General features: G+C 65.6%; 16 protein-coding genes. 6 read left to right on the top strand and 10 right to left on the bottom strand.

Features of this window, described 5'->3' with window-relative positions:
- Positions 1-177: 177 nt before the first annotated feature.
- The 5 genes from IEX78_RS06125 to mqo all read right to left on the bottom strand — a co-directional run bounded on the left by IEX78_RS06125 (position 178) and on the right by mqo (position 7,207).
- On the bottom strand, positions 178-1,809 hold the full coding sequence (locus IEX78_RS06125) for a cobyrinic acid a,c-diamide synthase CobB (RefSeq protein ID WP_188827790.1): 1,632 nt from the start codon (positions 1,807-1,809) through the stop codon (positions 178-180).
- Entirely contained in the window at positions 1,803-2,417 is a 615-nt protein-coding gene (gene cobO / locus IEX78_RS06130) for a cob(I)yrinic acid a,c-diamide adenosyltransferase (RefSeq protein WP_188827791.1), read from the bottom strand. Before cobO ends, IEX78_RS06125 begins: the two co-directional genes overlap by 7 nt.
- A 391-nt stretch (positions 2,418-2,808) precedes the next feature.
- Positions 2,809-5,055 (bottom strand): VWA domain-containing protein, encoded by a 2,247-nt coding sequence (locus IEX78_RS06135; RefSeq protein WP_188827792.1) that lies wholly within the window; start codon positions 5,053-5,055, stop codon positions 2,809-2,811.
- A 206-nt stretch (positions 5,056-5,261) separates the two neighbouring features.
- Complete coding sequence (locus tag IEX78_RS06140; RefSeq protein ID WP_188827793.1) at positions 5,262-5,762, bottom strand: GNAT family N-acetyltransferase; 501 nt, start codon at positions 5,760-5,762, stop codon at positions 5,262-5,264.
- Positions 5,702-7,207, bottom strand: a complete 1,506-nt coding sequence (gene mqo / locus IEX78_RS06145; RefSeq protein WP_188827794.1) for a malate dehydrogenase (quinone) — start codon at positions 7,205-7,207, stop codon at positions 5,702-5,704. Before mqo ends, IEX78_RS06140 begins: the two co-directional genes overlap by 61 nt.
- Positions 7,208-7,440: 233 nt before the next feature.
- Here mqo and IEX78_RS06150 point away from each other — a divergent pair, with 233 nt between their 5' ends.
- Positions 7,441-8,469 carry an alpha/beta hydrolase gene (locus tag IEX78_RS06150; RefSeq protein WP_188827795.1) on the top strand — a complete coding sequence of 343 codons (1,029 nt, stop codon included), beginning with the start codon at positions 7,441-7,443 and terminating at the stop codon, positions 8,467-8,469.
- Position 8,470: 1 nt separating this feature from the next.
- Here the strand turns inward: IEX78_RS06150 and IEX78_RS06155 are convergent, their stop codons facing one another.
- The 3 genes from IEX78_RS06155 to map form a co-directional block, all read right to left on the bottom strand.
- Complete coding sequence (locus IEX78_RS06155) at positions 8,471-9,037, bottom strand: alpha/beta hydrolase (RefSeq protein WP_188827796.1); 567 nt, start codon at positions 9,035-9,037, stop codon at positions 8,471-8,473.
- Positions 9,038-9,137: 100 nt separating this feature from the next.
- Positions 9,138-10,820, bottom strand: coding sequence for a cobyric acid synthase (locus IEX78_RS24120; RefSeq protein WP_229683797.1), 1,683 nt, complete (start codon positions 10,818-10,820; stop codon positions 9,138-9,140).
- 536 nt (positions 10,821-11,356) lie between these two features.
- Positions 11,357-12,220 carry a type I methionyl aminopeptidase gene (gene map / locus IEX78_RS06165; RefSeq protein ID WP_188827797.1) on the bottom strand — a complete coding sequence of 288 codons (864 nt, stop codon included), beginning with the start codon at positions 12,218-12,220 and terminating at the stop codon, positions 11,357-11,359.
- A 24-nt stretch (positions 12,221-12,244) separates the two neighbouring features.
- Between map and IEX78_RS06170 the strand changes: the two genes are divergently transcribed.
- From IEX78_RS06170 to IEX78_RS06180, 4 genes are all read left to right on the top strand, one after another.
- Positions 12,245-13,180, top strand: coding sequence for a LysR family transcriptional regulator (locus IEX78_RS06170; RefSeq protein ID WP_188827798.1), 936 nt, complete (start codon positions 12,245-12,247; stop codon positions 13,178-13,180).
- A 68-nt stretch (positions 13,181-13,248) separates the two neighbouring features.
- Entirely contained in the window at positions 13,249-14,640 is a 1,392-nt protein-coding gene (locus IEX78_RS06175; protein WP_188827799.1) for an OFA family MFS transporter, read from the top strand.
- Positions 14,641-14,663: 23 nt separating this feature from the next.
- Positions 14,664-14,789, top strand: a complete 126-nt coding sequence (locus IEX78_RS24500) for an MFS transporter small subunit (RefSeq protein WP_268240877.1) — start codon at positions 14,664-14,666, stop codon at positions 14,787-14,789.
- Positions 14,790-14,909: 120 nt separating this feature from the next.
- Complete coding sequence (locus IEX78_RS06180; RefSeq protein WP_188827800.1) at positions 14,910-15,470, top strand: hypothetical protein; 561 nt, start codon at positions 14,910-14,912, stop codon at positions 15,468-15,470.
- 15 nt (positions 15,471-15,485) lie between these two features.
- On the opposite strand, the gene IEX78_RS06185 is transcribed toward IEX78_RS06180, so the two are convergent.
- The gene (locus IEX78_RS06185) at positions 15,486-17,774 is read right to left on the bottom strand and encodes an FdhF/YdeP family oxidoreductase (protein WP_188827801.1); all 2,289 of its coding nucleotides are present in this window, start codon (positions 17,772-17,774) and stop codon (positions 15,486-15,488) included.
- Positions 17,775-17,945: 171 nt separating this feature from the next.
- Here IEX78_RS06185 and IEX78_RS06190 point away from each other — a divergent pair, with 171 nt between their 5' ends.
- Positions 17,946-18,962 (top strand): class I fructose-bisphosphate aldolase, encoded by a 1,017-nt coding sequence (locus IEX78_RS06190; protein WP_188827802.1) that lies wholly within the window; start codon positions 17,946-17,948, stop codon positions 18,960-18,962.
- Positions 18,963-19,054: 92 nt separating this feature from the next.
- On the opposite strand, the gene tkt is transcribed toward IEX78_RS06190, so the two are convergent.
- On the bottom strand, positions 19,055-20,950 hold the full coding sequence (tkt, locus tag IEX78_RS06195) for a transketolase (protein WP_188827803.1): 1,896 nt from the start codon (positions 20,948-20,950) through the stop codon (positions 19,055-19,057).
- Positions 20,951-21,021 lie beyond the last annotated feature (71 nt).

Consider the following 21,021-nt stretch of genomic DNA (forward strand, 5'->3'; position numbering starts at 1 on the left):
GTCGCGGTTGGTCGCTCGGCACTTCCACCGACGGGGCCAGCATCGCGGCGCGCGATCGCAGCAGGGTGCTCGGCGCTTCGGCCGGTGTCCCAATTGCCGGGTTTGCCGTGTCGCAAGGGCGATGGGGACCGCTCTCGGCGCGAGGCGGCGGCGAGAAGGAACGCGCCGACGGCTTCGTCATTGGTTGGCGAATCGCTCTGCCGCGCTGACGAATCGGGCGATGGCGGCCGGGTTTCCTGCCGGGTGCGTGTGCAGGTAGGAAGCGTGGACGTTGCCCTGGATCGCACCCTCGGTGACGGAGGCGTCGGTGCGCCAACCCCATGCTGGGGTCGCAGAGCCAGTGTTGGTGAGGCGCGTGCGGTGGAATTCGTGGCCGCGCACTCGACTACCGGCCGCCCACAGGACTGAATCGGCGAGGGCAACGGCGTCGCGGTAGCCGAGGGTCAGGCGGGGGCCGAACTCGGCGTCGGCGTCGATCACGCCCGCCATCGCGTGTCCGTCGAGGGAGCGCGTGAGGTACAGCAGCCCCGCGCATTCGGCGTGAATGGGCAACCCACGCGCGGCCCCTTCGGCGATGGCGATCCGGAGTTTCTCGTTCGCCGACAGCTGCGCGGCATGCTCTTCGGGAAATCCGCCGGGAAGGACCAATCCGGCAGTGCCACTTGGCAATTCGTCGGTGAGGGGATCGAACACGACAATCTCGGCACCGGCCGCAGCGAGCAACTCACGATGTTCGGCATACCCGAAGGTGAACGCGGGACCGCCGGCGATGGCGATGATCGGGAGAGCACCTGCGGGGCGGTGCGGAGCCGGGATCGAGGGCGCTCCGGCGAGTTCACTGCGCGTGCTGAGAGTCGTGTTCTGCTGCGCTGCAGCGTATTCAGATGCGGAACCGGTGCTCCGGTGGGCGGCAGACCCGGCCGTGCGGCTTGTGCTCAGGTTGGTGGCGGCAGAGTCGGCCGCACGACTTGCACCCGGGTCGTTGTCGGCAGACCCGGCCGCACGGTGAGTGCGGGCAGATTCCGCGTAGCTTGCGTCGGTCCGGGTGCCAGCCGTGGCCGTGACCAGCTCAGCCAGCGGGTCCCATGCCGCGCCGTGGACAGCGCCGCCAGCGAGCGCGACGACGGCGGCGAGGTCGACGTGTGTCGCGACCAGTTCCGTCATCGCCGCCACCGCAGCGTCAGCCGCGCGACCATGCTCAACCGCGGGGATCAGTCCCAAATGCCTTGACGGGACGGATAATTCGGCCATGCGTGGCAGCGCGCCAAGGACCGGCAAGCCCACTCGCTCGCACGCCGCACGCAACACCTGCTCGTGGCGTTCGCTGCCAACGCGGTTGAGGATCACGCCGCCGAGGCGCACCGAGGAGTCGAACGTCGCGAAACCGTGCAGCAGCGCGGCCAAACTTTGGGAGTGCCCGCGTGCGTCGACCACCAAAATCACCGGTGCGCCAAGCAAACTCGCGACTTGGGCCGTCGATCCTTCCGCGACGGCGTCGGCACGGTTCGGGTCGATTCGTCCATCGAAGAGTCCCATCACCCCTTCGACGATCGCGATATCGCAGCCCGCGGTGCCATGCTGATACAGCGGGACAACGCGTTCTTCACCGACGAGCACCGGGTCCAAGTTGCGGCCCGGGCGACCAGCAGCGAGCCCGTGGTAACCGGGGTCGATGTAGTCGGGGCCCACCTTGAACGGGGCGACTTCATGCCCGGCGCGGCGCAGCGCCCCAACCAGCCCGGTCGCCAACGTGGTTTTGCCGCTGCCCGACGCGGGCGCGGCGATCACCACAGCGGGAGTACTCACCATTCGATGCCGCGCTGGCCCTTGCGACCGGCGTCCATCGGGTGCTTCACCTTCGTCATCTCGGTCACCAGGTCGGCGGCGTCGATGAGGGCCTGCGGTGCGTCGCGGCCGGTGATCACGACGTGCTGGTTGCCCGGCCGGTCGACGAGGGTTTTCACGACCTCGTCAACGTCGACCCAGCCCCACTTGAGTGGGTAGGTGAACTCGTCGAGCACGTAGAAGCGGTGCTGCTCTTCGCCGATCCGGCGCGCGATTTCCTGCCAGCCAGCGAGCCCGGCGGCAGCGTGGTCTTCCTCGCTGCCGTGTTTGCGCGTCCACGACCAGCCCTCCCCCATCTTGTGCCACTCTACCGCCCCGCCAACCCCGGTCTCGTCATGCAGGGTGCCGAGGGTGCGGAACGCGGCTTCCTCGCCGACCTTCCACTTGGCGCTTTTCACGAACTGGAAAACGGCAACGTCGAACCCTTGGTTCCAGGCACGCAACGCCATCCCGAACGCGGCCGTCGACTTCCCTTTGCCTGGCCCGGTGTGCACCGCGAGCACCGGCTGATTACGCCGCTGCCGCGTGGTAAGCCCATCAGCGGGAACAGTTTCGGGAACGCCTTTGGGCACGTGTACTCCTGAATAGAGGGAACCGCTGCGCTCGCACAACGAACTGTGCGTGATTATTCCAAGCGCGCTTTCCCCCACCCGTAGCGGGACTGGTCGACGCGATTGGCCACAGGCCTCGTGGCAGTCCCGAAGCCGCTATATACATCACGGGGCTTAACCCGCGCCTTGCCACAAGTGGATTACGCAGCACACCCACGACCACGCGAGCGCGGATACCCAGCACCGGTCCGCTGACACCGCACCACATTGGCGCAGTGCCCGCGCATTCTGCCCCGCGAGCCGGACTCACGCGACGCGCGTGCACCCGTCCGGAGTGCGGGAACGGACCACATCGATCCGTCTCACCGGACAACTCCGTCAGCCGCACGTAACGAGCGTCTACCCAGCGCGCTCACGCGGCGCGCGGGCGGCCGTCCGGGGTTCGGGTGCGGACCGCGTCGGCGACCGTTTCGCCCGTCAACTCCGTCAGTTGCACGTAGCGAGCGCGGAGTTCGTTGGCGAATTCGGCCGCCAAACCCAGGCGGACCATGCCGCGTTCGCAGTCGATCACCATTGCCGTGTTGCCGTCGGCGGCTAAGCGGCGGGCTGCGGTGCGGGCGCGGGCCAGTGGGCTTACACCGCCGGTCGCGCGACCGTCGGTGAGCAGCACCAACATGGGGCGGCGGCGGGGGTCGCGGAGGCGTTCGCGGGCGATCACCTCACGTGCCTTCACTAAACCGGCGGCGAGCGGGGTTTTGCCGCCAGTGCGGAGGTCGGCGAGGCGGCGGACGGCGATGTCGACCGAAGAGGTTGGGGGAAGGACCAATTCGGCTTCGCTGCCGCGCACGCTGATCACCGCCACCTTGTCGCGGCGCTGGTATGCGTCGCGCAGGAGCGTCACGATCGCGCCCGTGACGGCGGTGAGGCGGTCGCGCGCGGCCATCGAACCGGACGTGTCGACGACGAAGACGACCAGGTTTCCTTCTCGCCCTTCGCGATACGCGCCGCGCAGGTCTTCGACAGCCAGCGCGAGCGGACCACTCAGGCGACCACGTTCGAATTGCTTTGGGGCAGCGGCGAATACGGTGCCGAGGAGGTGAAGCCCGGTTGTTGGGTCCGCATCCGGGCGGACCACCCGGCCGGACCGAGTGCGCGCGCGTGAGCGGCGGCCAGGGGCTCCCTCACCGATACCGGGTACTTCCCAGCGGGGAAGTCGTGCGAGCGGTGACGCGGAACCTGGTGTGCCAGAGGGCTTTCCGGAGGTAGCGGCATCGTCCGCGCCGCCTTCACCGTCGCCGTCACTGCCAGAACGCTTGCCCGGCCGATCCTGCCGCGCAGACGTCTCGTTCCCATCAGAGTCGGAGCCGTCGACGGAAGGCCCGTCGGCTGACGGACCATCCGCCGACTCGGCGTCGGCATCGCGCCCACCACTGTCGGAGCGGAGCGAGTCATCGTGCGCCCCATCACGATTGGCCTCGTCTCGCGACCCACTATCTCGGTCGGCGTCGCGTTCATTGCCCGCACGATCGTCGGAACCGTTCTGCCCGCCGTTGTCACCCCCGCTGTCCCGCGAACCTGGACCATCAGGCCCAGACGGTCCGTCCCCGCGCTGCCCCCCACCGGGTCCATCATCATCGGGGTCATCATCCGAATCCCCCGCCTCAGCAACAGCATCCGCCGCCGCCTTCATCGCCTCATCCAACTGATCGTCGCTGATCCCCGGCTCGTCGAAGGGGTCACGTCGACGCCGATGCGGCAACGCCAACGAAGCCGCGATTCGCACGTCTTCCTCGGTGACCGCGTCGCGCCCCTGCCACGCGGCATGCGCGGCGGCCGTTCGCGCGACGACCAGGTCGCCACGCATCCCATCCACGTCAAACGCGGCACACAGCGCGGCGATCCGGCGCAGTTCGGAAGTGCTGAGTCGCACTGAACTGAGCCGGTCGCGCGCGTTGAGAATTTGTTCGGCAACGTCACGATCGGCGGCGGCGTATTTACCGGCGAAGGCGGCGGGGTCGGCTTCGTAGGCGAGCCTGCGTCGGACCACCGACATGCGCACGTCGACGTCGCGCGAAGCGACAACGTCGACGGTCAACCCAAACCGGTCAAGCAGCTGCGGACGCAACTCGCCTTCTTCGGGATTCATGGTGCCAACCAGGACAAATCGCGCGGGATGTGAGTGCGAAACCCCGTCGCGTTCGATGTGCACCCGGCCCATTGCAGCCGCGTCGAGCAGCACGTCCACGAGGTGGTCGTGCAGCAAGTTGACCTCATCGACGTAAAGCACGCCATGATGCGCCGCCGCGAGCAGACCAGGCTTGAACGCCTGCTCGCCATCACGCAGGACGCGCTCCAAATCGAGCGAACCGACCACACGGTCTTCGGTCGCGCCCACCGGCAACTCAACAAGTCGCGCGGGCCGCGCACCACTTTCGTCGACCACCGGCGGCAGCAGCTGCGCGAGCGCGCGCACCACGGTCGACTTCGCCGTGCCCTTCTCGCCGCGAACCAGCACGCCGCCGATCCCCGGATGCACCGCGGAAAGGATCAGCGCGAGCTGCAGTCGCTCCTGCCCGACGACAGCCGAGAAGGGAAATCCGGCCTCCTCACTGGGCGTGACGGCAACCTGCGGACCAGCGACATCAGCTAAACCAGGCACGCACTCACCTTACGGCGACGACGACACGCCCAACACGCCGGGTAATCCCACCTGGACACCTGATCACCACGCTCTCATGGCGAACCCTTCTCGCACGTTGCCGCCACCAAAGCGTGCTCACCGCGAGCCATGCCGACCAACCATCAAGATCACCAGGCTCTGAGGGATTTTTCTACTCGACGTTTGTTTACCTGAGAGCCTGGTGATCAATCGTCCAGGTGCGTACCGGCGCGGCGCATCGGCGTGTGCGGGATGCCGACGTCGTCGAATTCTGGGCCGTCCACCACGAAGCCGTACTTTCCGTACATGCCAACCAAATACGACTGCGCGTGCAAATGTGCTGCGCCAGAACCGATTTCGGTCAATGCCGCCTTCATCAAGCGGTCGATGTGCCCCTGTCCGCGCTCCGCCTGCGCCGTGCAAACGCGGCCAATGCGTACCTCATCGGGCTCAGCGAGCAACCGCAACGCGGCGATTACCTCGCCGTCGCGCTCCAACCACAGGTGCTGGGTGTCGGCGAGCAGGTCGAGGCCGTCGGCATCGATGTAATTGCACTCTTGCTCGACAACGAACACCTCGCTGCGCAGTCGAAGCAAAGCGTAAAGCTCGGATACCGAGAGATCGGTACCCGAGCTTTGCCGCAGAATTACGCCTGAACCAGCGATGAGGCTTCCGTCAACGCCAGCGACTTGTTGGTCCAATCCCATACTTCGGAGAATAGCGCCTGGTTCTCCGACAGCTTCTGCCCCAGCGACGGGATGAGCTGCTGCAGCTGCGGCGTCCAGCCCGCGTACTCCTTGGGGAAGCAGCGCTGCATCACGTCGAGCATCGCGGTGACACAGGTCGACGCGCCCGGCGAAGCACCGAGCAGGCCTGCGATGGTGCCGTCTTCGGCCGAGATGACCGCGGTGCCGAACTCAAGCACGCCACCGGCACCCTTGCGACGGATGACCTGCACGCGCTGACCTGCGGTGATGAGTTCCCAGTCGCGGCCGTCGGCCTTGGGCATGAACTCTTCAAGCACGCCGACCTTGCCGTTCTGCGACTTGAGCAGTTCGGTGATGAGGTACTTGGTCAGACCAAGCTCGGTGAGGCCGACGCCGACGAGCGAACCGATGTTGTTCGGCTTGATCGACTTGAACAGGTCGGCGTTGGAGCCGTCTTTGAGGAACTTCGGCGTCCAGCCCGCATACGGGCCGAACAGCAGGCCCTTGCGCCCGTTGATGACGCGGGTGTCGAGGTGCGGCACCGACATCGGCGGCGCGCCAACGGCGGCCTTGCCGTACACCTTGGCGTCGTGGGCTGCGATGAGCTCGGGGTTGGTCGAGCGCAGGAACTGGCCGCTGATCGGGAAGCCGCCGAAGCCCTTCGCTTCCTTGATGCCCGCCTTCTGCAGCAGCGGCAGCGCGCCACCACCTGCACCGACGAAGACGAACTTCGCGTTAATCACGCGCGACTTGTACGTCCGCAGGTTGCGGACGGTGACGTTCCAGCTGCCGTCGGCCTGCTTGCGCAGGTCGCGGACCTCGGTGCCGAACGCGATCTCGCCACCGGACTGACCGATGTAGGCGAGCAGCTGCTTGGTGAGCGAACCGAAGTCGATGTCGGTGCCGCCGTCGGTCCAGTTGAGCGCGATCGGGTCGCTGAAGTCGCGGCCACGAGCCATCAGCGGCAGGCGAGCGGCGAACTCATCGGGGTTGTCGATGTATTCCATGCCGCGGAACAGCGGGTGCGGGGCGAGCGCTTCGTAGCGCTTGCGCAGGTAGTCGACGTTGTCGGCACCGTGCACGAAGCTGACGTGCGGGATGGGGTTGATGAAGGTCGACGGGTTTTCCAGCACGCCGGAGTCGACGGCCGAAGCCCAGAACTGGCGCGACACCTGGAAGCGCTCGTTGATGTCGACGGCCTTGGACACGTCGACCGAGCCGTCGGCGTTGGCCGGGCTGTAGTTGAGCTCGCACAGCGCCGAGTGGCCGGTGCCCGCGTTGTTCCACGGGTCGCTGCTCTCAGCGGCGGCGGCGTCGAGGCGCTCGAACACCGAGATGGACCAGTCGGGCTCTAGCTGACGCAGCAGCGTGCCAAGCGTGGCGCTCATGATGCCAGCGCCGATCAGAACTACATCGGTCTTTTCAATCTTCGCAGCGTTCGGCACGGGTAGATCGACTTCCTTGTCCTTCTCAGCTACCCACCGGCGGGTGAGGTCGCATGGGTGCGGGCGCTCTGGTGTTGCGGCGACTCGCAGGTGATTCGCCGGGAGGTAGGTTACCCGCCGTTCACCTGAAACCAATTGTGCACCTGTAACCCGACGGGGTCAGCAGCTGGACCGCCGAATGTGATGTAAACCAACCAGGCACGGTCTTCGCAGGTCGCGATAGATTGGGCAGTGTGACCAACGATACGTCCGTCCACGCACCGCGCACCGACGCGCAGTGGCAAATCGACCACCTCGGCCCCGATTATCAGCAGCGAACTCTGCCGCTTGGACCTGATCCCGACGGTGAGTCCGGCGATGTCGTCGCCACGCTCGTGAAGTACGCGCCTGCCGATCCCGCGCCGCAAACCGCGCCGACGGTGCTTTATCTGCACGGCTTCACCGATTACTTCTTCCAGGAACACATCGCCGAGCATTTCGCCGCGCGCGGGCACCGCTTCTACGCTCTTGACCTGCGCAAATCCGGCCGGTCACGCCGCGATGGCCAAAGTGGGCACTTCGTGAGCGACCTGGCGCTCTACGACGCCGAACTCAACGAAGCGCTGCGCATCGCACGCGAGGAAACCGGCCAGGACGTGCTGGTCGTCGCGCATTCGACCGGTGGACTTGTCGCGGCGCTGTGGCTTGACCGGCTTGAAGCGGCTGGCGGCAGCGCGGCGGCGGGGATCGCCGGGCTCGTGCTCAACAGCCCGTGGCTTGACCTGCAAGGCCCGTCGTACTACCGCACGGTCGGCACCGCGGTGATCAACGTCCTCGGTCGAGTGCGCCCGTTCGCCGAGCTGCCGACCGGCATCAGCACCTCCTACGGCGACAGCCTGCATCACACGCGGTCGGGTGAGTGGGACTACAACCTCGACTGGAAGCTGCTCGGTGGCGAGAAGGTTCGCCTTGGCTGGTTGCGTGCCGTTCGACGCGGCCAGGCGCGGCTGCACCAGGGACTCAACATCGGCGTGCCCGCGCTCGTGTTGCGTTCGCGCGCAACGAAATTCGCGCGCGAATACAGCCCGGCCGTCGATAGCGCCGACGCGATTCTCGACGTGAAGCAGATTCAAAAGTGGGCAGGCTGCCTCGGCGACCGCATCACCATCGTGCCGATCGACGGTGCGCGCCACGACACGTTCCTCTCGCAAAAACCGGTGCGCGACAACGTCTTCCGCGAATTGGACGCGTGGCTCGACTGGCTCGCCGAGGTGCGCGGCTAATTCACCACAGACTGGTGCGCAGGACGATTTCGGTTGCCAGCTCGTTGTCGGCTTCGGCTGCCACGTTGGCGACATCGAGCGGGACAACCCGAAATTCGCCGTAGACGAAGCGGCCGGACCCGTCGGCTTGGGCGCGGTCGAGGTCGCGGGTCACCAGCATCGTGACCGGCAGTTCCAGCGGCGCGCAGGTTGGGTCGGCGGCGGTGCCGTCGGCGGCGGGGACGGCAGGGTGCGCGTGGTCGGCGATGATGAGCGAAGAGAATCGCCCGAACCGGCCCGAGCACAGCTGCCACGCGAGTTCCGCGCCGCTGCCCTGGGCCGCGACGTTGGCGTACGGCAGGTTGAGTTCGTCGAGGATCGCGTGGACCGCGGCCGGGGTGAGTTCGTCGCCGCCGGGCTCGATCACCACGGTTTGCAGGTCGGATTCGTGCAGGCGCGCGCACACCTTGTCGTACACATCGGCGGGGTCGGCCGCATCGGGTAGCAGCAGCACGTTGTGCCGCGAAGCGGGCCCATCCACCCGCACGTTCCAAGCCTGGTCACCAACCGTGATCCGCCGAGAATTCATTGGGTGATGTTATCGCTGCCACCCACCCCCGCTCCCCGCACTACGCCCGGATCGTGATGGTTGTCGCTGGATGGGGTGAGTGTGGTCGACGTCGCCAGCCTTAGCTGAGGCGGCTGGTGATCGTTGGCAGGGTTGCGGGTGCGCCCGTTGCGATGAGGTACTCCAGGGCCGCGAGGTCGACGTTCGCTTCGATCAGGTCGGCTAGGAGGTCTAGTTGGGCGTCGCGGACTTCCGCCACCGACGTGCTCGGGTGGACAACGAACCCGCCGCGACCTGCCGCTGCCGCGACTTCGGTGAGCCAGGCGCGACGGAACTCGTCGGATTCCATCACGCCATGCACGTGCGTGCCCCAAACCGCTTCGCGCACACTGCCTTCGGGCTCTCCCTCGACCGTGATCCACGCTTTGTCGCCCGACCGCGTGACACGCCCGTGGTGAATTTCGTACCCGCCCAACGGGATTGGCCCCCGCTGACCAGCGACCTGCCGCGCGATCTTCGGGTTCGCGAAGGTGATGTCGAGGTCGAGCAGGCCGAGCCCCGCGATCGTCGACACGCCAGATCCAGCGCTCCGCTCGGCTGGTGTCACGGTGCCACCGCCCATCGCTGACTGAGCTGGTAGCCCATCCACCGCAAGCCCCGACTCGACGGGTCTCGCCGCAGCACGGATGACGCCTGCGCTCGGCACCTCAACGCGGCGACCAGCAGCCGCGTCCGAAGGCACGTACTCAATCCCCTCGTCCGTGATCGTCGCGCCAAGCATTTGGTAGCCGCCGCAGATGCCAAGGATCGGGCGACCCCGCGCCGCACGTTCACGCAGCAACGCGTCAATTCCCTTGCTACGCAACCACTCCAGGTCGGTGACCGTCGACTTCGAGCCAGGGATAACGACCACGTCGGCGTCGAGTTGGTGCGCGCTGTCGGCCCAGCGCACCGACACGCCCGGTTCGCACGCGAGCGCTTCGATGTCGGTCGAGTTGGAGATGCGCGGGAGACGGATCGCGGCGACGGTCAACCACTCGCTGCCGTACGGGCTGGCCGGGCGACCTACCGCGCTGCCCGCGACGGTACCCAGCGAGTCTTCGGCGTCGAGCCACAGGTCTTCGGCGAACGGGAGCACCCCGAGCGTCGGGCGACCGGTGAGCGCCGCCAACTGGTCGATCCCCGGCTGCAACAGCGACACATCGCCGCGAAACTTGTTAATTAGGAACCCCGAAATCAGTTGCTGGTCTTCGGGTTCCAATACCGCGACGGTGCCGAACAGGTGCGCGAGCACTCCCCCACGGTCGATGTCACCAACAACAAGCACCGGCAACGACGCCGCCCGCGCGAGCCCCATGTTCGCGATATCGGTTGGGCGCAAATTGATTTCAGCAGGCGAGCCAGCGCCCTCGCAGATCACCACATCGAATTCAGCACGCAGCGAAGCTAATTCGGCAGCGACCACCTCACGCAGTTCCTGGCGACGCATGAAATAGTCACGCGCCCCGACAGTTCCGATCGCCTGCCCACGCACCACGAGCTGCGACCGGCGATCACTCCCCGGCTTGAGCAGGACCGGATTGAATCGCACGCTCGGCTCAAGCCCACACGCCCGCGCCTGCAACGCTTGTGCCCGCCCAATCTCCCCGCCATCGAGCGTGACCACGGAATTGTTCGACATGTTCTGCGCTTTGAACGGCGCGACCCGCACCCCGCGCCGCGCCAACAACCGGCAAATGCCCGCTACGACAACACTTTTCCCCGCGTCGGAGGTGGTGCCAGCAACAAGTAACGCACCTCGCAAGCCGCTTTCCACCGCCGTCACCCTCGCACCCACAACGACCCCATTGCTCCTAGCGTCAGCCAGCCGGGCGCGACAATGCCCATCCCAGCGTCAGCGCATCTGCCCGGAGGCACCCCCAAATCGCGTTGCCGCAACGATTCCCTTCCCGCCGTCACCCTCGCACCGCCGCACACCACAAAAACCCCACTCCACCCAGCGCACCTAGAGGGAGTCGGCCGGGCGCGACAACCCTCACCCCAGCCTCAGCGCATTCGCCCCAGGGCACCCCCAAATCGCGTTGGCGCAATGATTCCCTTCCCGCCGTCACTCTCGCACCGCCGCACACCACAAAACCCCCACTCCACCCAGCGCACCTAGAGGAAGTCGGCCGGCGACAACCCTCACCCCAGCGTCAGCGCATCTGCCCGGAGGCACCCCACAACGATTCCCTTCCCGTTAACGAATCGTCGCTCGACTCGGTGCTCGCAGGCACCGACGGGTCGCGCACCTACGACCGTGGTTCTGATCGGCGCCCAACCCGCAAAGCGCGCCACCCATCACGGCAGGGTCAGGATTTCCGCGCCCGTCTCCGTGACCACGAGCGTGTGTTCGAACTGCGCCGTCCACTTCCGGTCCTTGGTGACGACGGTCCAGTCGTCTTCCCAAATCTCGTAATCGATACCGCCCAGGTTGATCATGGGCTCGATCGTGAACGTCATGCCCGGCTCGATCACCGACTCGATCGACGGCTGGTCGTAATGCAGGATCACCAGACCGCTGTGGAAGGTTGGCCCAACGCCGTGGCCGGTGAAGTCGCGGACGACGCCATAGCCGAACCGGTTGGCGTACGCCTCGATGACGCGACCGATCACGTTCAACGCGCGACCCGGCTTGACAGCCTTGATCGCCCGGTTCGTTGCCTCTTCGGTGCGCTCGACGAGCAGGCGCACCTCCTCGTCGACATCGCCAGCGAGGAAGGTTTTGTTGGTGTCGCCGTGGACGCCGTGGATGTAGGCGGTGACGTCGATGTTGACGATGTCGCCGTCTTCGATGACGGTCGAGTCGGGGATGCCGTGGCAAATCACCTCGTTGAGCGACGTGCAGCACGACTTCGGGAAGCCCTTGTACCCGAGCGTCGACGGGTAAGCGCCGTGGTCAAGCATGTATTCGTGGGCGATCCGGTCGAGCTCATCGGTGGTGACACCGGGCGCGACGGCCTTGCCCGCCTCTGCCAACGCCTGCGCGGCGATGCGACCGGCGATGCGCATCTTCTCGATGGTCTCCGGGGTCTGCACCCACGGTTCTTTGCCCTCGTTGACCGTGGGCTTCCACGCGTATTCAGGACGCTCGATGGAGCGCGGGACGTCCCGAATCGGCGACATCGTGCCGGGGACGAGCGGTTGACGGGTGCGCACGGACATAAAAGGCAGTGTATCTATGACGACATGCTGCCGCGTCAGATGGAGTACCTGGTCGCTCTCGCGCGCGAAGCGCATTTCGGTCGGGCGGCGCAGGCGTGTCACGTTTCCCAGCCCGCGCTGTCGGCCGGGATCAGCAAGCTCGAAAGCGAACTCCGTGTGCAGATCGTGCAGCGTGGGCAACGGTTTGCCGGGTTCACCGCCGAAGGCGTCGAGGTGCTCGCGTGGGCGCAGCGCATGCTTGCCGAGCAGGACCGCATGCATCAGCAGCTGTCGACGATGCGCGGCGAGCTGACCGGCGTTTTGCGGATCGGTGCCATTCCGACGGCGCTGACGGCTGCGTCGATGGTCACCACGCCAATGCACGAGCGACACCCGATGGTGCGGTTCGCGCTTGACTCGATGTCGTCGCGCGAGATCACTACGCGGCTCAACGATTTCGACCTCGATATCGGCATGACGTATGTCGACGGCGACCCGCTCGGGCGCGTTCGCGTTGTTCCGCTCTATCGCGAGCGGTACCTCTTCCTCACGCCCCGCGACGGCGAATTCGGCAACTACGACACCGTGACCTGGGTCGATGCCGCCCGCGCCCCACTAAGTCTGCTTGGGTCGGTCATGCAGAATCGGCGCATCATCGACGGCTGTTTCGCCGAGGTCGGCGCACATGTTGTGCCGGTGGTAGAGACAGACACAGTGTCGGCCATTTATGCTCATGTGGAATCAATGGGCTTGTCGAGCATCATCCCGCACGCGTGGTTGCATAGTTTCGAAGTGCCGCACGGCGCCCGAATTATCCCGTTGCCGCAGCCGCGCCGCTCGTTCCACGTTGGCCTTGTTCTCGCAGGTCGCGAGCCACAATCAATGCTCGGCACCGCGCTCGTCGACACCGTTGCCGAGCTCGACATCGAAGGCCAGCTAGCACGCGCGGTCGCGATCCGGCTAGAGGAACTCGGCTCATAAAGAGTCATTATCAACTCATCAAATATTCGACTTTGACGTTGATCACATGGCGGCCCTAGCTTTTTCGCATGCCTGCGCTCTCGTTCCTCAACCGGGAACACACCATCGCTCCACTCGGCTACAGCCGATGGCTTATCCCGCCCGCCGCTCTGGCGATTCATCTCTGCATCGGGCAGGTGTATGCGACAAGCGTCTATAAAGACGCACTCGTCAAGCATTTCGATTCCAGCCTGACCGCCATCGGGCTGATCTTCTCGATCGCGATCGTGATGCTTGGCGTTTCCGCCGCGGTTTTCGGGACGTGGGTCGACCGCGTTGGGCCGCGAAAAACCATGTTTACCTCGGCCTGTTGTTGGTCGTCGGGGTTCTTGATCGCGGCAGTTGGCATCGCGACTAACCAGTTGTGGCTCGTCTATTTCGGGTACGGCTTCATCGGCGGCATCGGCCTTGGGCTCGGCTACATTTCGCCAGTCTCGACGCTGATCAAGTGGTTCCCCGATCGGCCGGGTCTGGCGACCGGCATGGCCATCATGGGCTTCGGCGGCGGCGCGATGGTCGCGGCGCCGCTGTCGCGACAGCTGTTGGCGCACTTCGGTGGTGCCGCCGCCGGCGGTGCGGCCGTCACGAAATTGTTTATCACCCTTGGCATCGTGTACTTCCTCGTGATGATGCTCGGCGTCTTCACGGTTCGGGTGCCCGCACCTGGTTGGAAGCCTGACGGTTTCGACCCGGCGAGCGTCGCGGCGAAGCCGTTGGTCACCACCGCCAACGTGTCGGCGGCGAACGCGATCAAGACGCCGCAGTTCTGGCTGTTGTGGATTGTGTTGCTGTGCAACGTGACCGCGGGCATCGGCATTCTCGAACAGGCCGCCGACATGATTCAGGACTTCTTCCGTAACCCCGCTGGGGCGACAACGGTGACCGTGACCGTCGCGGCAGGATTCGTCGGTCTGCTGTCCCTTGCCAATATGGCTGGCCGCTTCGGGTGGTCGAGCGCGTCGGACTACCTTGGCCGCAAACCCACGTACATGATGTACCTGGGCGTCGGCATGGTCGCCTACCTGCTGCTCGCGACGGTCGGCAGCAAGGCGACGGCGATCTTCGTCATTCTGTGTGTGATCATCATTTCGTTCTACGGTGGCGGATTCGCCACTATCCCAGCGTATTTGCGTGACCTGTTCGGCACGTTCCAAGTTGGCGCGATCCACGGCCGACTGCTCACCGCATGGTCAACGGCGGGCGTGCTCGGCCCGCTGATCGTGAACCGGGTGCTCGACGCCCAAGGCGATCCCGGCCACCTCGTCGCGAAGGATTACCGGCCCGCGCTGTTCATCATGGTTGGCGTCTTAGCTGTTGGCTTCGTCGCGAACCTGCTCGTTCGGCCCGTCGCCGCGCGTTGGCATGAGCCGACGCCGGTTGCCGATGCGGCCGACGGCGCGCCCGTTCCCGCGAAAAGCTAAGTGCGACAAGGAAGGCCGAACACATGAGCACATCTGGCACCACCGATTACCGCGCCCGCATCGCGATTTCCTGGCTCGTCGTCGGGATTCCGCTCGGGTATGGGCTCTACAACGCCGTGAAAGCGGCACTGCAACTGTTCACTGGATAGCCGGGAGGCATCAGCGTCGTGATCACTGTGAATGTGCCGCGCGAATCCGCGGTAGCAGATTACCTCCGCCAAGGCGGACAGCGTGGACTACGGCGGGCCTTCGAGCTAGGGGCGACCCGCGTGCGAGCCGAGGTCGAACTCTCGGGGTTGCGCGGGCACGCGGGGACCGGGTTGCCCGCGTCGATTATCTGGCAGACCGTTGCCAGCAGTTCGGCGAGCGACAAATACATCTGTGGGAACGCTGATGCTGGTTCGGCGACCTCAGTCGCGGATCACGGTGTGCTGGAACGGGATCCGTTCCGACTGCTAGAAGGAATGGTGATCGCGGGCTATGCCGTCGGCGCGCACGTCGGTTACCTGTACCTGTGCGCCGAACAGCCCCGCGCTGCCGCGGTAATCAGCGACGCGATCGGCATCGCCCGCGACGAGGGCTGGCTTGGCGACGACATCCTCGAGTCGGGATTCGACTTCGATGTGCAACTGCGCGTGGGTGGCGGCGCGCATATCTGCCGCGAAACACCCACGGAGACAGCCGATTTCGTGCCATCACCGCAGGCGATCACCGAACTCTTCGGTCACCCGACCGTCGTCGACGACATCCCAACTCTGCTGAGTGTGCCGACGGTGCTCGCCGTCGGCGGTAGCGCGTTCGCGCGGGTTGGGCGGGCAGCGGCACAGTGACGCTGCCCGCGCGCACTAGCTCGCCGGTTCCAGTCGAACGATGATGCCCTTCGACGTTGGCGTATTGCTCACGTCGGCGACGCTGTCGAGGGGCACGAGCACGTTCGTTTCCGGGTAATACGCCGCCGCCGAACCCCGGCTCGCCGGGTAGGCGACGGTGGTGAACCGTTCGGCGCGACGCTCGGTGCCGTCGGTCCAGATGCTCACCAGGTCGACGGTGTCGCCGTCGGCGAAACCGCGTTCGGCGAGGTCATCGGGGTTGATGAGCACAACGCGACGGGCGTTGTGAATGCCACGGTAACGGTCGTTGTTGGCGTACGGGATGGTGTTCCACTGGTCGTGTGACCGCAGCGACTGCAACACCAGATACCCGGGCGGCACCTCGATGCCAGCCACTTCGTTGCGGGTGAACTCGGCTTTGCCGCTCGCCGTGTTGTAGATGCCCTCGTTCACCGGGTTCGTCAGCTTCAACCCGCCGGGCTGTTCGACGCGCGTGTTGAAATCCTCAAAACCGGGGACGACGCGGGCGATGCGGTCGCGGATGATGTTGTAGTCGGCTTCGAAGTCCTTCCACGGCATCCCCGGCGTGTACCCGAGCACGCGCTCAGCGAGTCGACTGATGATCGCCACTTCGCTCAGCAGGTGCGGCGAAGCGGGATCAAGGCGACCGCGCGACGCGTGCACTTCGCTCATCGAATCTTCGACGGTGATGAACTGCTCACCCGTGGCCTGGATGTCGCGGTCGCTGCGGCCGAGCGTAGGCAGGATCAGCGCGGTTTCGCCGGTCACGGTGTGCGAGCGATTGAGCTTCGTTGAGATTTGCACCGTGAGCGCGCACTTGCGCAGCGCGGCTTCGGTGACGTCGCTGTCGGGGGTGGCGCGCGCGAAATTGCCTGCGACACCGACGAATACCTTCGCTTTGCCGTCACGCATCGCGCGGATGGAGTCGACAGCGTCGAGGCCGTGATGCGCGGGCGGGGTGAAGTCGAACTCGTTGCCGAGCGCGGTCATGAACGACTCGGGCATGCGTTCCCAGATGCCCATCGTGCGGTCGCCTTGGACGTTGGAGTGACCGCGCACCGGGCACACGCCAGCGCCGGGTCGACCCAAATTGCCCCGCAGGAGAAGGAAATTCACGACTTCGCGGATGGTGGGAACGCCGTGCTTGTGCTGAGTGAGACCCATTGCCCAGCAGACGATGATCTTCTTCGACTTGAGGACTTCGGCGAGCACCTGCTCGATTTCCGCGCGATCCAGTCCAGTCGCGGAAAGTGCTTGCTCCCAGGTTATTTCGCGGATGTGGGCCGCGAAGTCGGCGAAGCCGTTGGTTTGGCTCGCGATGAACTCCTGATCCAAAACCGTTCCGGGAGCGGCGTCTTCGGCTTCGAGCAGCAGTTTGTTGAGCAGACCGAACAGCGCGAGGTCGCCGCCGGGGCGGATCTTGAGGAAGTAGTCGGCGATTTGGGTGCCACGGCCGATCACCCCGCGCGGCTTCTGCGGGTTCTTGAACCGGATCAAGCCGGCCTCGGGAAGCGGGTTGACCGCGACGACTTTGCCGCCGTTGCGCTTAGTTTCCTCCAGCGCCGACAGCATGCGCGGGTGGTTGGTTCCCGGGTTCTGGCCGACGACGAAGACCAGGTCAGCCTCGTAAATGTCGTCGAGCGAGACGCTGCCCTTGCCGATGCCGAGCGTCTCGCTCAACGCCGAGCCGCTCGACTCGTGACACATGTTCGAGCAGTCGGGCAGGTTGTTGGTGCCGTAGGCGCGGGCGAAGAGTTGCAGGAGGAACGCGGCCTCGTTATTGATGCGGCCCGAGGTGTAGAACAGGGCCTCGTCGGGGGAATCGAGGTCCTTGAGTGTGGCGGCGAAGAGGTCGAGTGCTTCGTCCCAGCCAATCGGCTCGTAGTGCGTCGCGCCCGGGCGCTTGACCATCGGCTCGGTCAGGCGGCCCTGTTGGTTGAGCCAGTAGTCGCTTTTGGTGTCGAGTTCGTCGATGGTGTGCGCGGCGAAGAACTCCCTGGTCACGCGGCGACTCGTTGCCTCGTCGTTGATGTGCTTGGCGCCGTTTTCGCAGTACTCATTCATGTGCCGATGCTTGGGATCGGGCCATGCGCAACCGGGGCAATCGATGCCGTTGACCTGGTTGAGGTTGAGCAGGGTGAGCGCGGTGCGCTTGGGCGAGGTTTGCGAGAGTGAGTACTCGATCGCATGCGCGACGGCGGGCACGCCAGCCGCCCACTTCTTTGGCGGCGTTAACGATAGATCGTCTTTCGGATCTACCTCGGGATGATCAATCGACGTCATTGTCCGCATTTCTTGAGAGCTAATTTTTGACCACAGAGTCGCCCCGGTCCAGCCTGATGTCAAAGCGGAAATACCGATTGGTTGATAAGTAAGAATTATCGCCCAGGTCACCGGGGTAATTCCCCCGCGCGGGTGAAGACACCCGAAGCTACAACAGCCACGATCACAGCCATGACCGCGCTACCTGCCGCTCCCCCGCTCGCCAACACCGCAGCCACCCTCACCGCGACTGGTCGGGGCATTCTCGCCGCCGACGAATCCATCGCGACGATGTCTGCGCGATTGAGCGCCGAAGGCGTCACGCCATCGGCCACCTCACGTCGTGACTATCGCGAATTGCTGCTCACCGCACCGGCTTTGGCCGAGTTCGTGAGCGGGATCATCTTGTGCGAGGAGACGTTTCGGCAATCGCTCGCTGATGGGACACCGTTTCCGGTTGCCGCTCGGGCGTTGGGTGTGCTGCCGGGGATCAAGGTCGATGCCGGGACGAGCGTGTTGCCTGGGCAGAACGGGGCGCTCATCACCGAGGGGCTCGATGGGCTGGGTAAGCGGTTGGCGTCCTTCGCCGCAGCTGGCGCCGCGTTTGCGAAATGGCGTGCGGTGATTGATGTTTCGACGACGAGTCGCTACTCGATCGACGCGAACGCTGCCGCACTTGCCCGGTACGCGGCACTGTGCGTTGAGCATGGGATCGTGCCGATCGTCGAGCCGGAAGTGTTGAGCGTTGGCGATCATTCGCTTGCGGCATCGGAGAAGGCGACGCGGCGGGCGCTTGCCGCGTTGTTCTCGGCGCTGGACGAGGCGTCGGTCGAGGTGAGCGCGGTGGTGTTGAAGCCGAACTTCATCACACCGGGCTTAGCTGCCCCGCCAGCGGACGCGCGCTTAGTCGCCGACGTGACGTATTCGGCGCTGCGCGATCATGTTCCGGCGAGCGTCGGCGGGATCGCGTTCCTGTCGGGTGGGCATCCGACGGAACGGGTGTGCGCGTACCTGCGTGAGCTGTCGGCGGTGACGCAGCGGCCGTGGCCGGTCACGTTTTCGTTTGGGCGGGCGCTGGTAAGCGCGGCGTTGCGGACGTGGGCAGGTGAGGTTTCGCTTGTCGCCGACGCGCAGGCGGTACTGGTGGCGAACTGTCGGGCCGCGGCGCTGTCAGTGGCTAAGCCGCAGGGCGATCTGGGCGGGGAGTAAGGGTCGGCATATCTGGCATATTCGTGCACGTTCGCGCGATTGCGGCCGATTCGGCCCAAAACCGCGCGAACGTGCACGCTTTTGCTACGTCGTTAGCCCTGGATACGACGGGCGATCGCTTCGGCGGTGAAGCCAAGGTGGGCAAGCACTTCCGCACCCGGTCCGCTGTGGCCGAATTCGTCTAGGCCGATCGCGAGGTCGACGGTGCCTTCCCAACCTGCTGTCACGCCCGCCTCGATGCTGACGGTGGTGACCGTCGGGTCGGGGGTGAAGCGGGTGCGGTCTTGTGCCGAGGTGACCCGGACGCGGTCGCCGGTTGCGCGCAACAGTTTGGCGACCTCGTGGGCGAGCGCGACTTCTGAGCCGGTCGCGACCAATTCGATGGTGGGGTTGGCGTCGGAACTGCCGATTGTCAGCTGTGGGAGTGACTGGCGACTGAGCACCAAAACTGTTGGGCCGTACGTTCTTTCGAGTGCGGCTTCCCACGCCTGGGCGGTTTCGGCATCATCAGCGGGCCGCACAACCGTGACGTTCGGGATGATGCGCAGGGACTCGATGTGCTCGACCGGCTGATGGGTTGGGCCGTCCTCGCCGACCGCGACCGAGTCGTGGGTGAGCACGTAAATCACCGGTTGACGCATCAATGCCGACAGGCGCAAGGCCGGGCGCAGGTAGTCGGCGAAGACAAGGAAGGTGCTGCCGAACACACGGAAGCCGCCATGCAAGCTGATGCCGTTAAGGATCGCGGCCATGCCGAACTCGCGGATGCCGAAGGCGATCGCGCGGTGACTGAAGTCGTCGCGGGTGATCACTTCGCCGTAGTTGGTACCGGTTGAGCCCGCGAGATCGGCTGAGCCGCCTACTAATTCGGGCATGATCGGGGCGAGCACCTCGAGGCACGCTTGCGATGACTGTCTCGTCGCGCGTGGGGCGGTGCCGATGATGCCGCGCAGGGAGGCTCGCAACCCATCGGGCAGGAGGCGCGCCTGTGCGCGGTGGAAACGGGCGGCCTGAGCTGGGTCTTGATCGGCGAAGCGGGTGAGCCAGCGGACGTGTTCGCGTGCACCTTGAGCGGCGAGGTTGGCGCAGGTTTGCTTGAGCTGTTCGGGCACAGTGAACGGCGGAAGTGTCCAGCCCGCTTGGGTTTTCGCGCGGGTGAGTTGGTCGGATCCCAGCGGTGCGCCGTGTGCTTTCGCGGTGCCAGCCACATCGGGTGCGCCGTGGCCGATCACGGTGCGGACCGCGATCAGGCTTGGGCGGTCGTCTTCTTTTGCTTCGGTAATCGCGGCGTCGATCGCGGCGATGTCGGTGCCGTCGGCGACCGCGACGGTGTGCCAGCCGTAGGCAGCGAAGCGCGCGAGTTGGTCGTCGGCGCATGACCTTTCGACCGCGCCGTCGATGGTGATCTCGTTATCGTCGAAGAGCACGATGAGCCGACCAAGGCCGAGAGTGCCTGCGAGAGAAGCGGCTTCGTGGCTGACGCCTTCCATCAGACAGCCGTCGCCCACGATCGCATACGTGCGGTGGGCGGTGATCTGCGGGAACCGGGCGTTGCTCATGCGTTCGGCGATGGCCATGCCGACCGCCATCGCGAGACCCTGGCCGAGTGGGCCGGTGGTGCACTCGACGCCGGGAGTTTCGCCGAATTCAGGGTGCCCTGGTGTGCGCGAACCTAATTGGCGGAAGGCGCGGAGGTCGGCTTCGGTTACGTCGTAGCCGAACAGGTGCAGCAGGCCGTAAAGCAGCGCTGAACCGTGGCCCGCCGACAGGACGAAGCGGTCGCGGTCGGGCCAGTTGGGGTCGGCTGGGTCGTGGCGTAAATGCCTGCTCCACAGCGTCCACGCCATCGGCGCGGCCCCCATCGGCATGCCGGGGTGCCCCGAATTCGCGGCTTCGACCATGTCGGCGGCGAGGAAGCGCAGGGTGTCGACGGCGAGTTGGTCGGGCAGCTGGTCGACCTCAAGTGCGGCGGATTCGGAGAGCGTCATGGGCGGCCTTTCGCTGGGGTCAGTTCATCGGACCTGATCGCCGCTTGCGGATCTTCCCCCGGACGGGTGGA

Origin of the sequence: Nocardia camponoti, assembly GCF_014646135.1 — a bacterium.
Lineage (GTDB): Bacteria > Actinomycetota > Actinomycetes > Mycobacteriales > Mycobacteriaceae > Nocardia > Nocardia camponoti.

Coding starts and splice junctions, on each gene's coding strand:
- IEX78_RS06125 (WP_188827790.1), bottom strand. CDS start 1,809: ATGGTGAGTACTCCCGCTGTGGTGATCGCCGCGCCCGCGTCGGGCAGC.
- IEX78_RS06140 (WP_188827793.1), bottom strand. CDS start 5,762: ATGGGATTGGACCAACAAGTCGCTGGCGTTGACGGAAGCCTCATCGCT.
- IEX78_RS06155 (WP_188827796.1), bottom strand. CDS start 9,037: ATGAATTCTCGGCGGATCACGGTTGGTGACCAGGCTTGGAACGTGCGG.
- map (WP_188827797.1), bottom strand. CDS start 12,220: ATGTCCGTGCGCACCCGTCAACCGCTCGTCCCCGGCACGATGTCGCCG.
- IEX78_RS06170 (WP_188827798.1), top strand. CDS start 12,245: ATGCTGCCGCGTCAGATGGAGTACCTGGTCGCTCTCGCGCGCGAAGCG.
- IEX78_RS06175 (WP_188827799.1), top strand. CDS start 13,249: ATGCCTGCGCTCTCGTTCCTCAACCGGGAACACACCATCGCTCCACTC.
- IEX78_RS24500 (WP_268240877.1), top strand. CDS start 14,664: ATGAGCACATCTGGCACCACCGATTACCGCGCCCGCATCGCGATTTCC.
- IEX78_RS06185 (WP_188827801.1), bottom strand. CDS start 17,774: ATGACGTCGATTGATCATCCCGAGGTAGATCCGAAAGACGATCTATCG.
- IEX78_RS06190 (WP_188827802.1), top strand. CDS start 17,946: ATGACCGCGCTACCTGCCGCTCCCCCGCTCGCCAACACCGCAGCCACC.
- tkt (WP_188827803.1), bottom strand. CDS start 20,950: ATGACGCTCTCCGAATCCGCCGCACTTGAGGTCGACCAGCTGCCCGAC.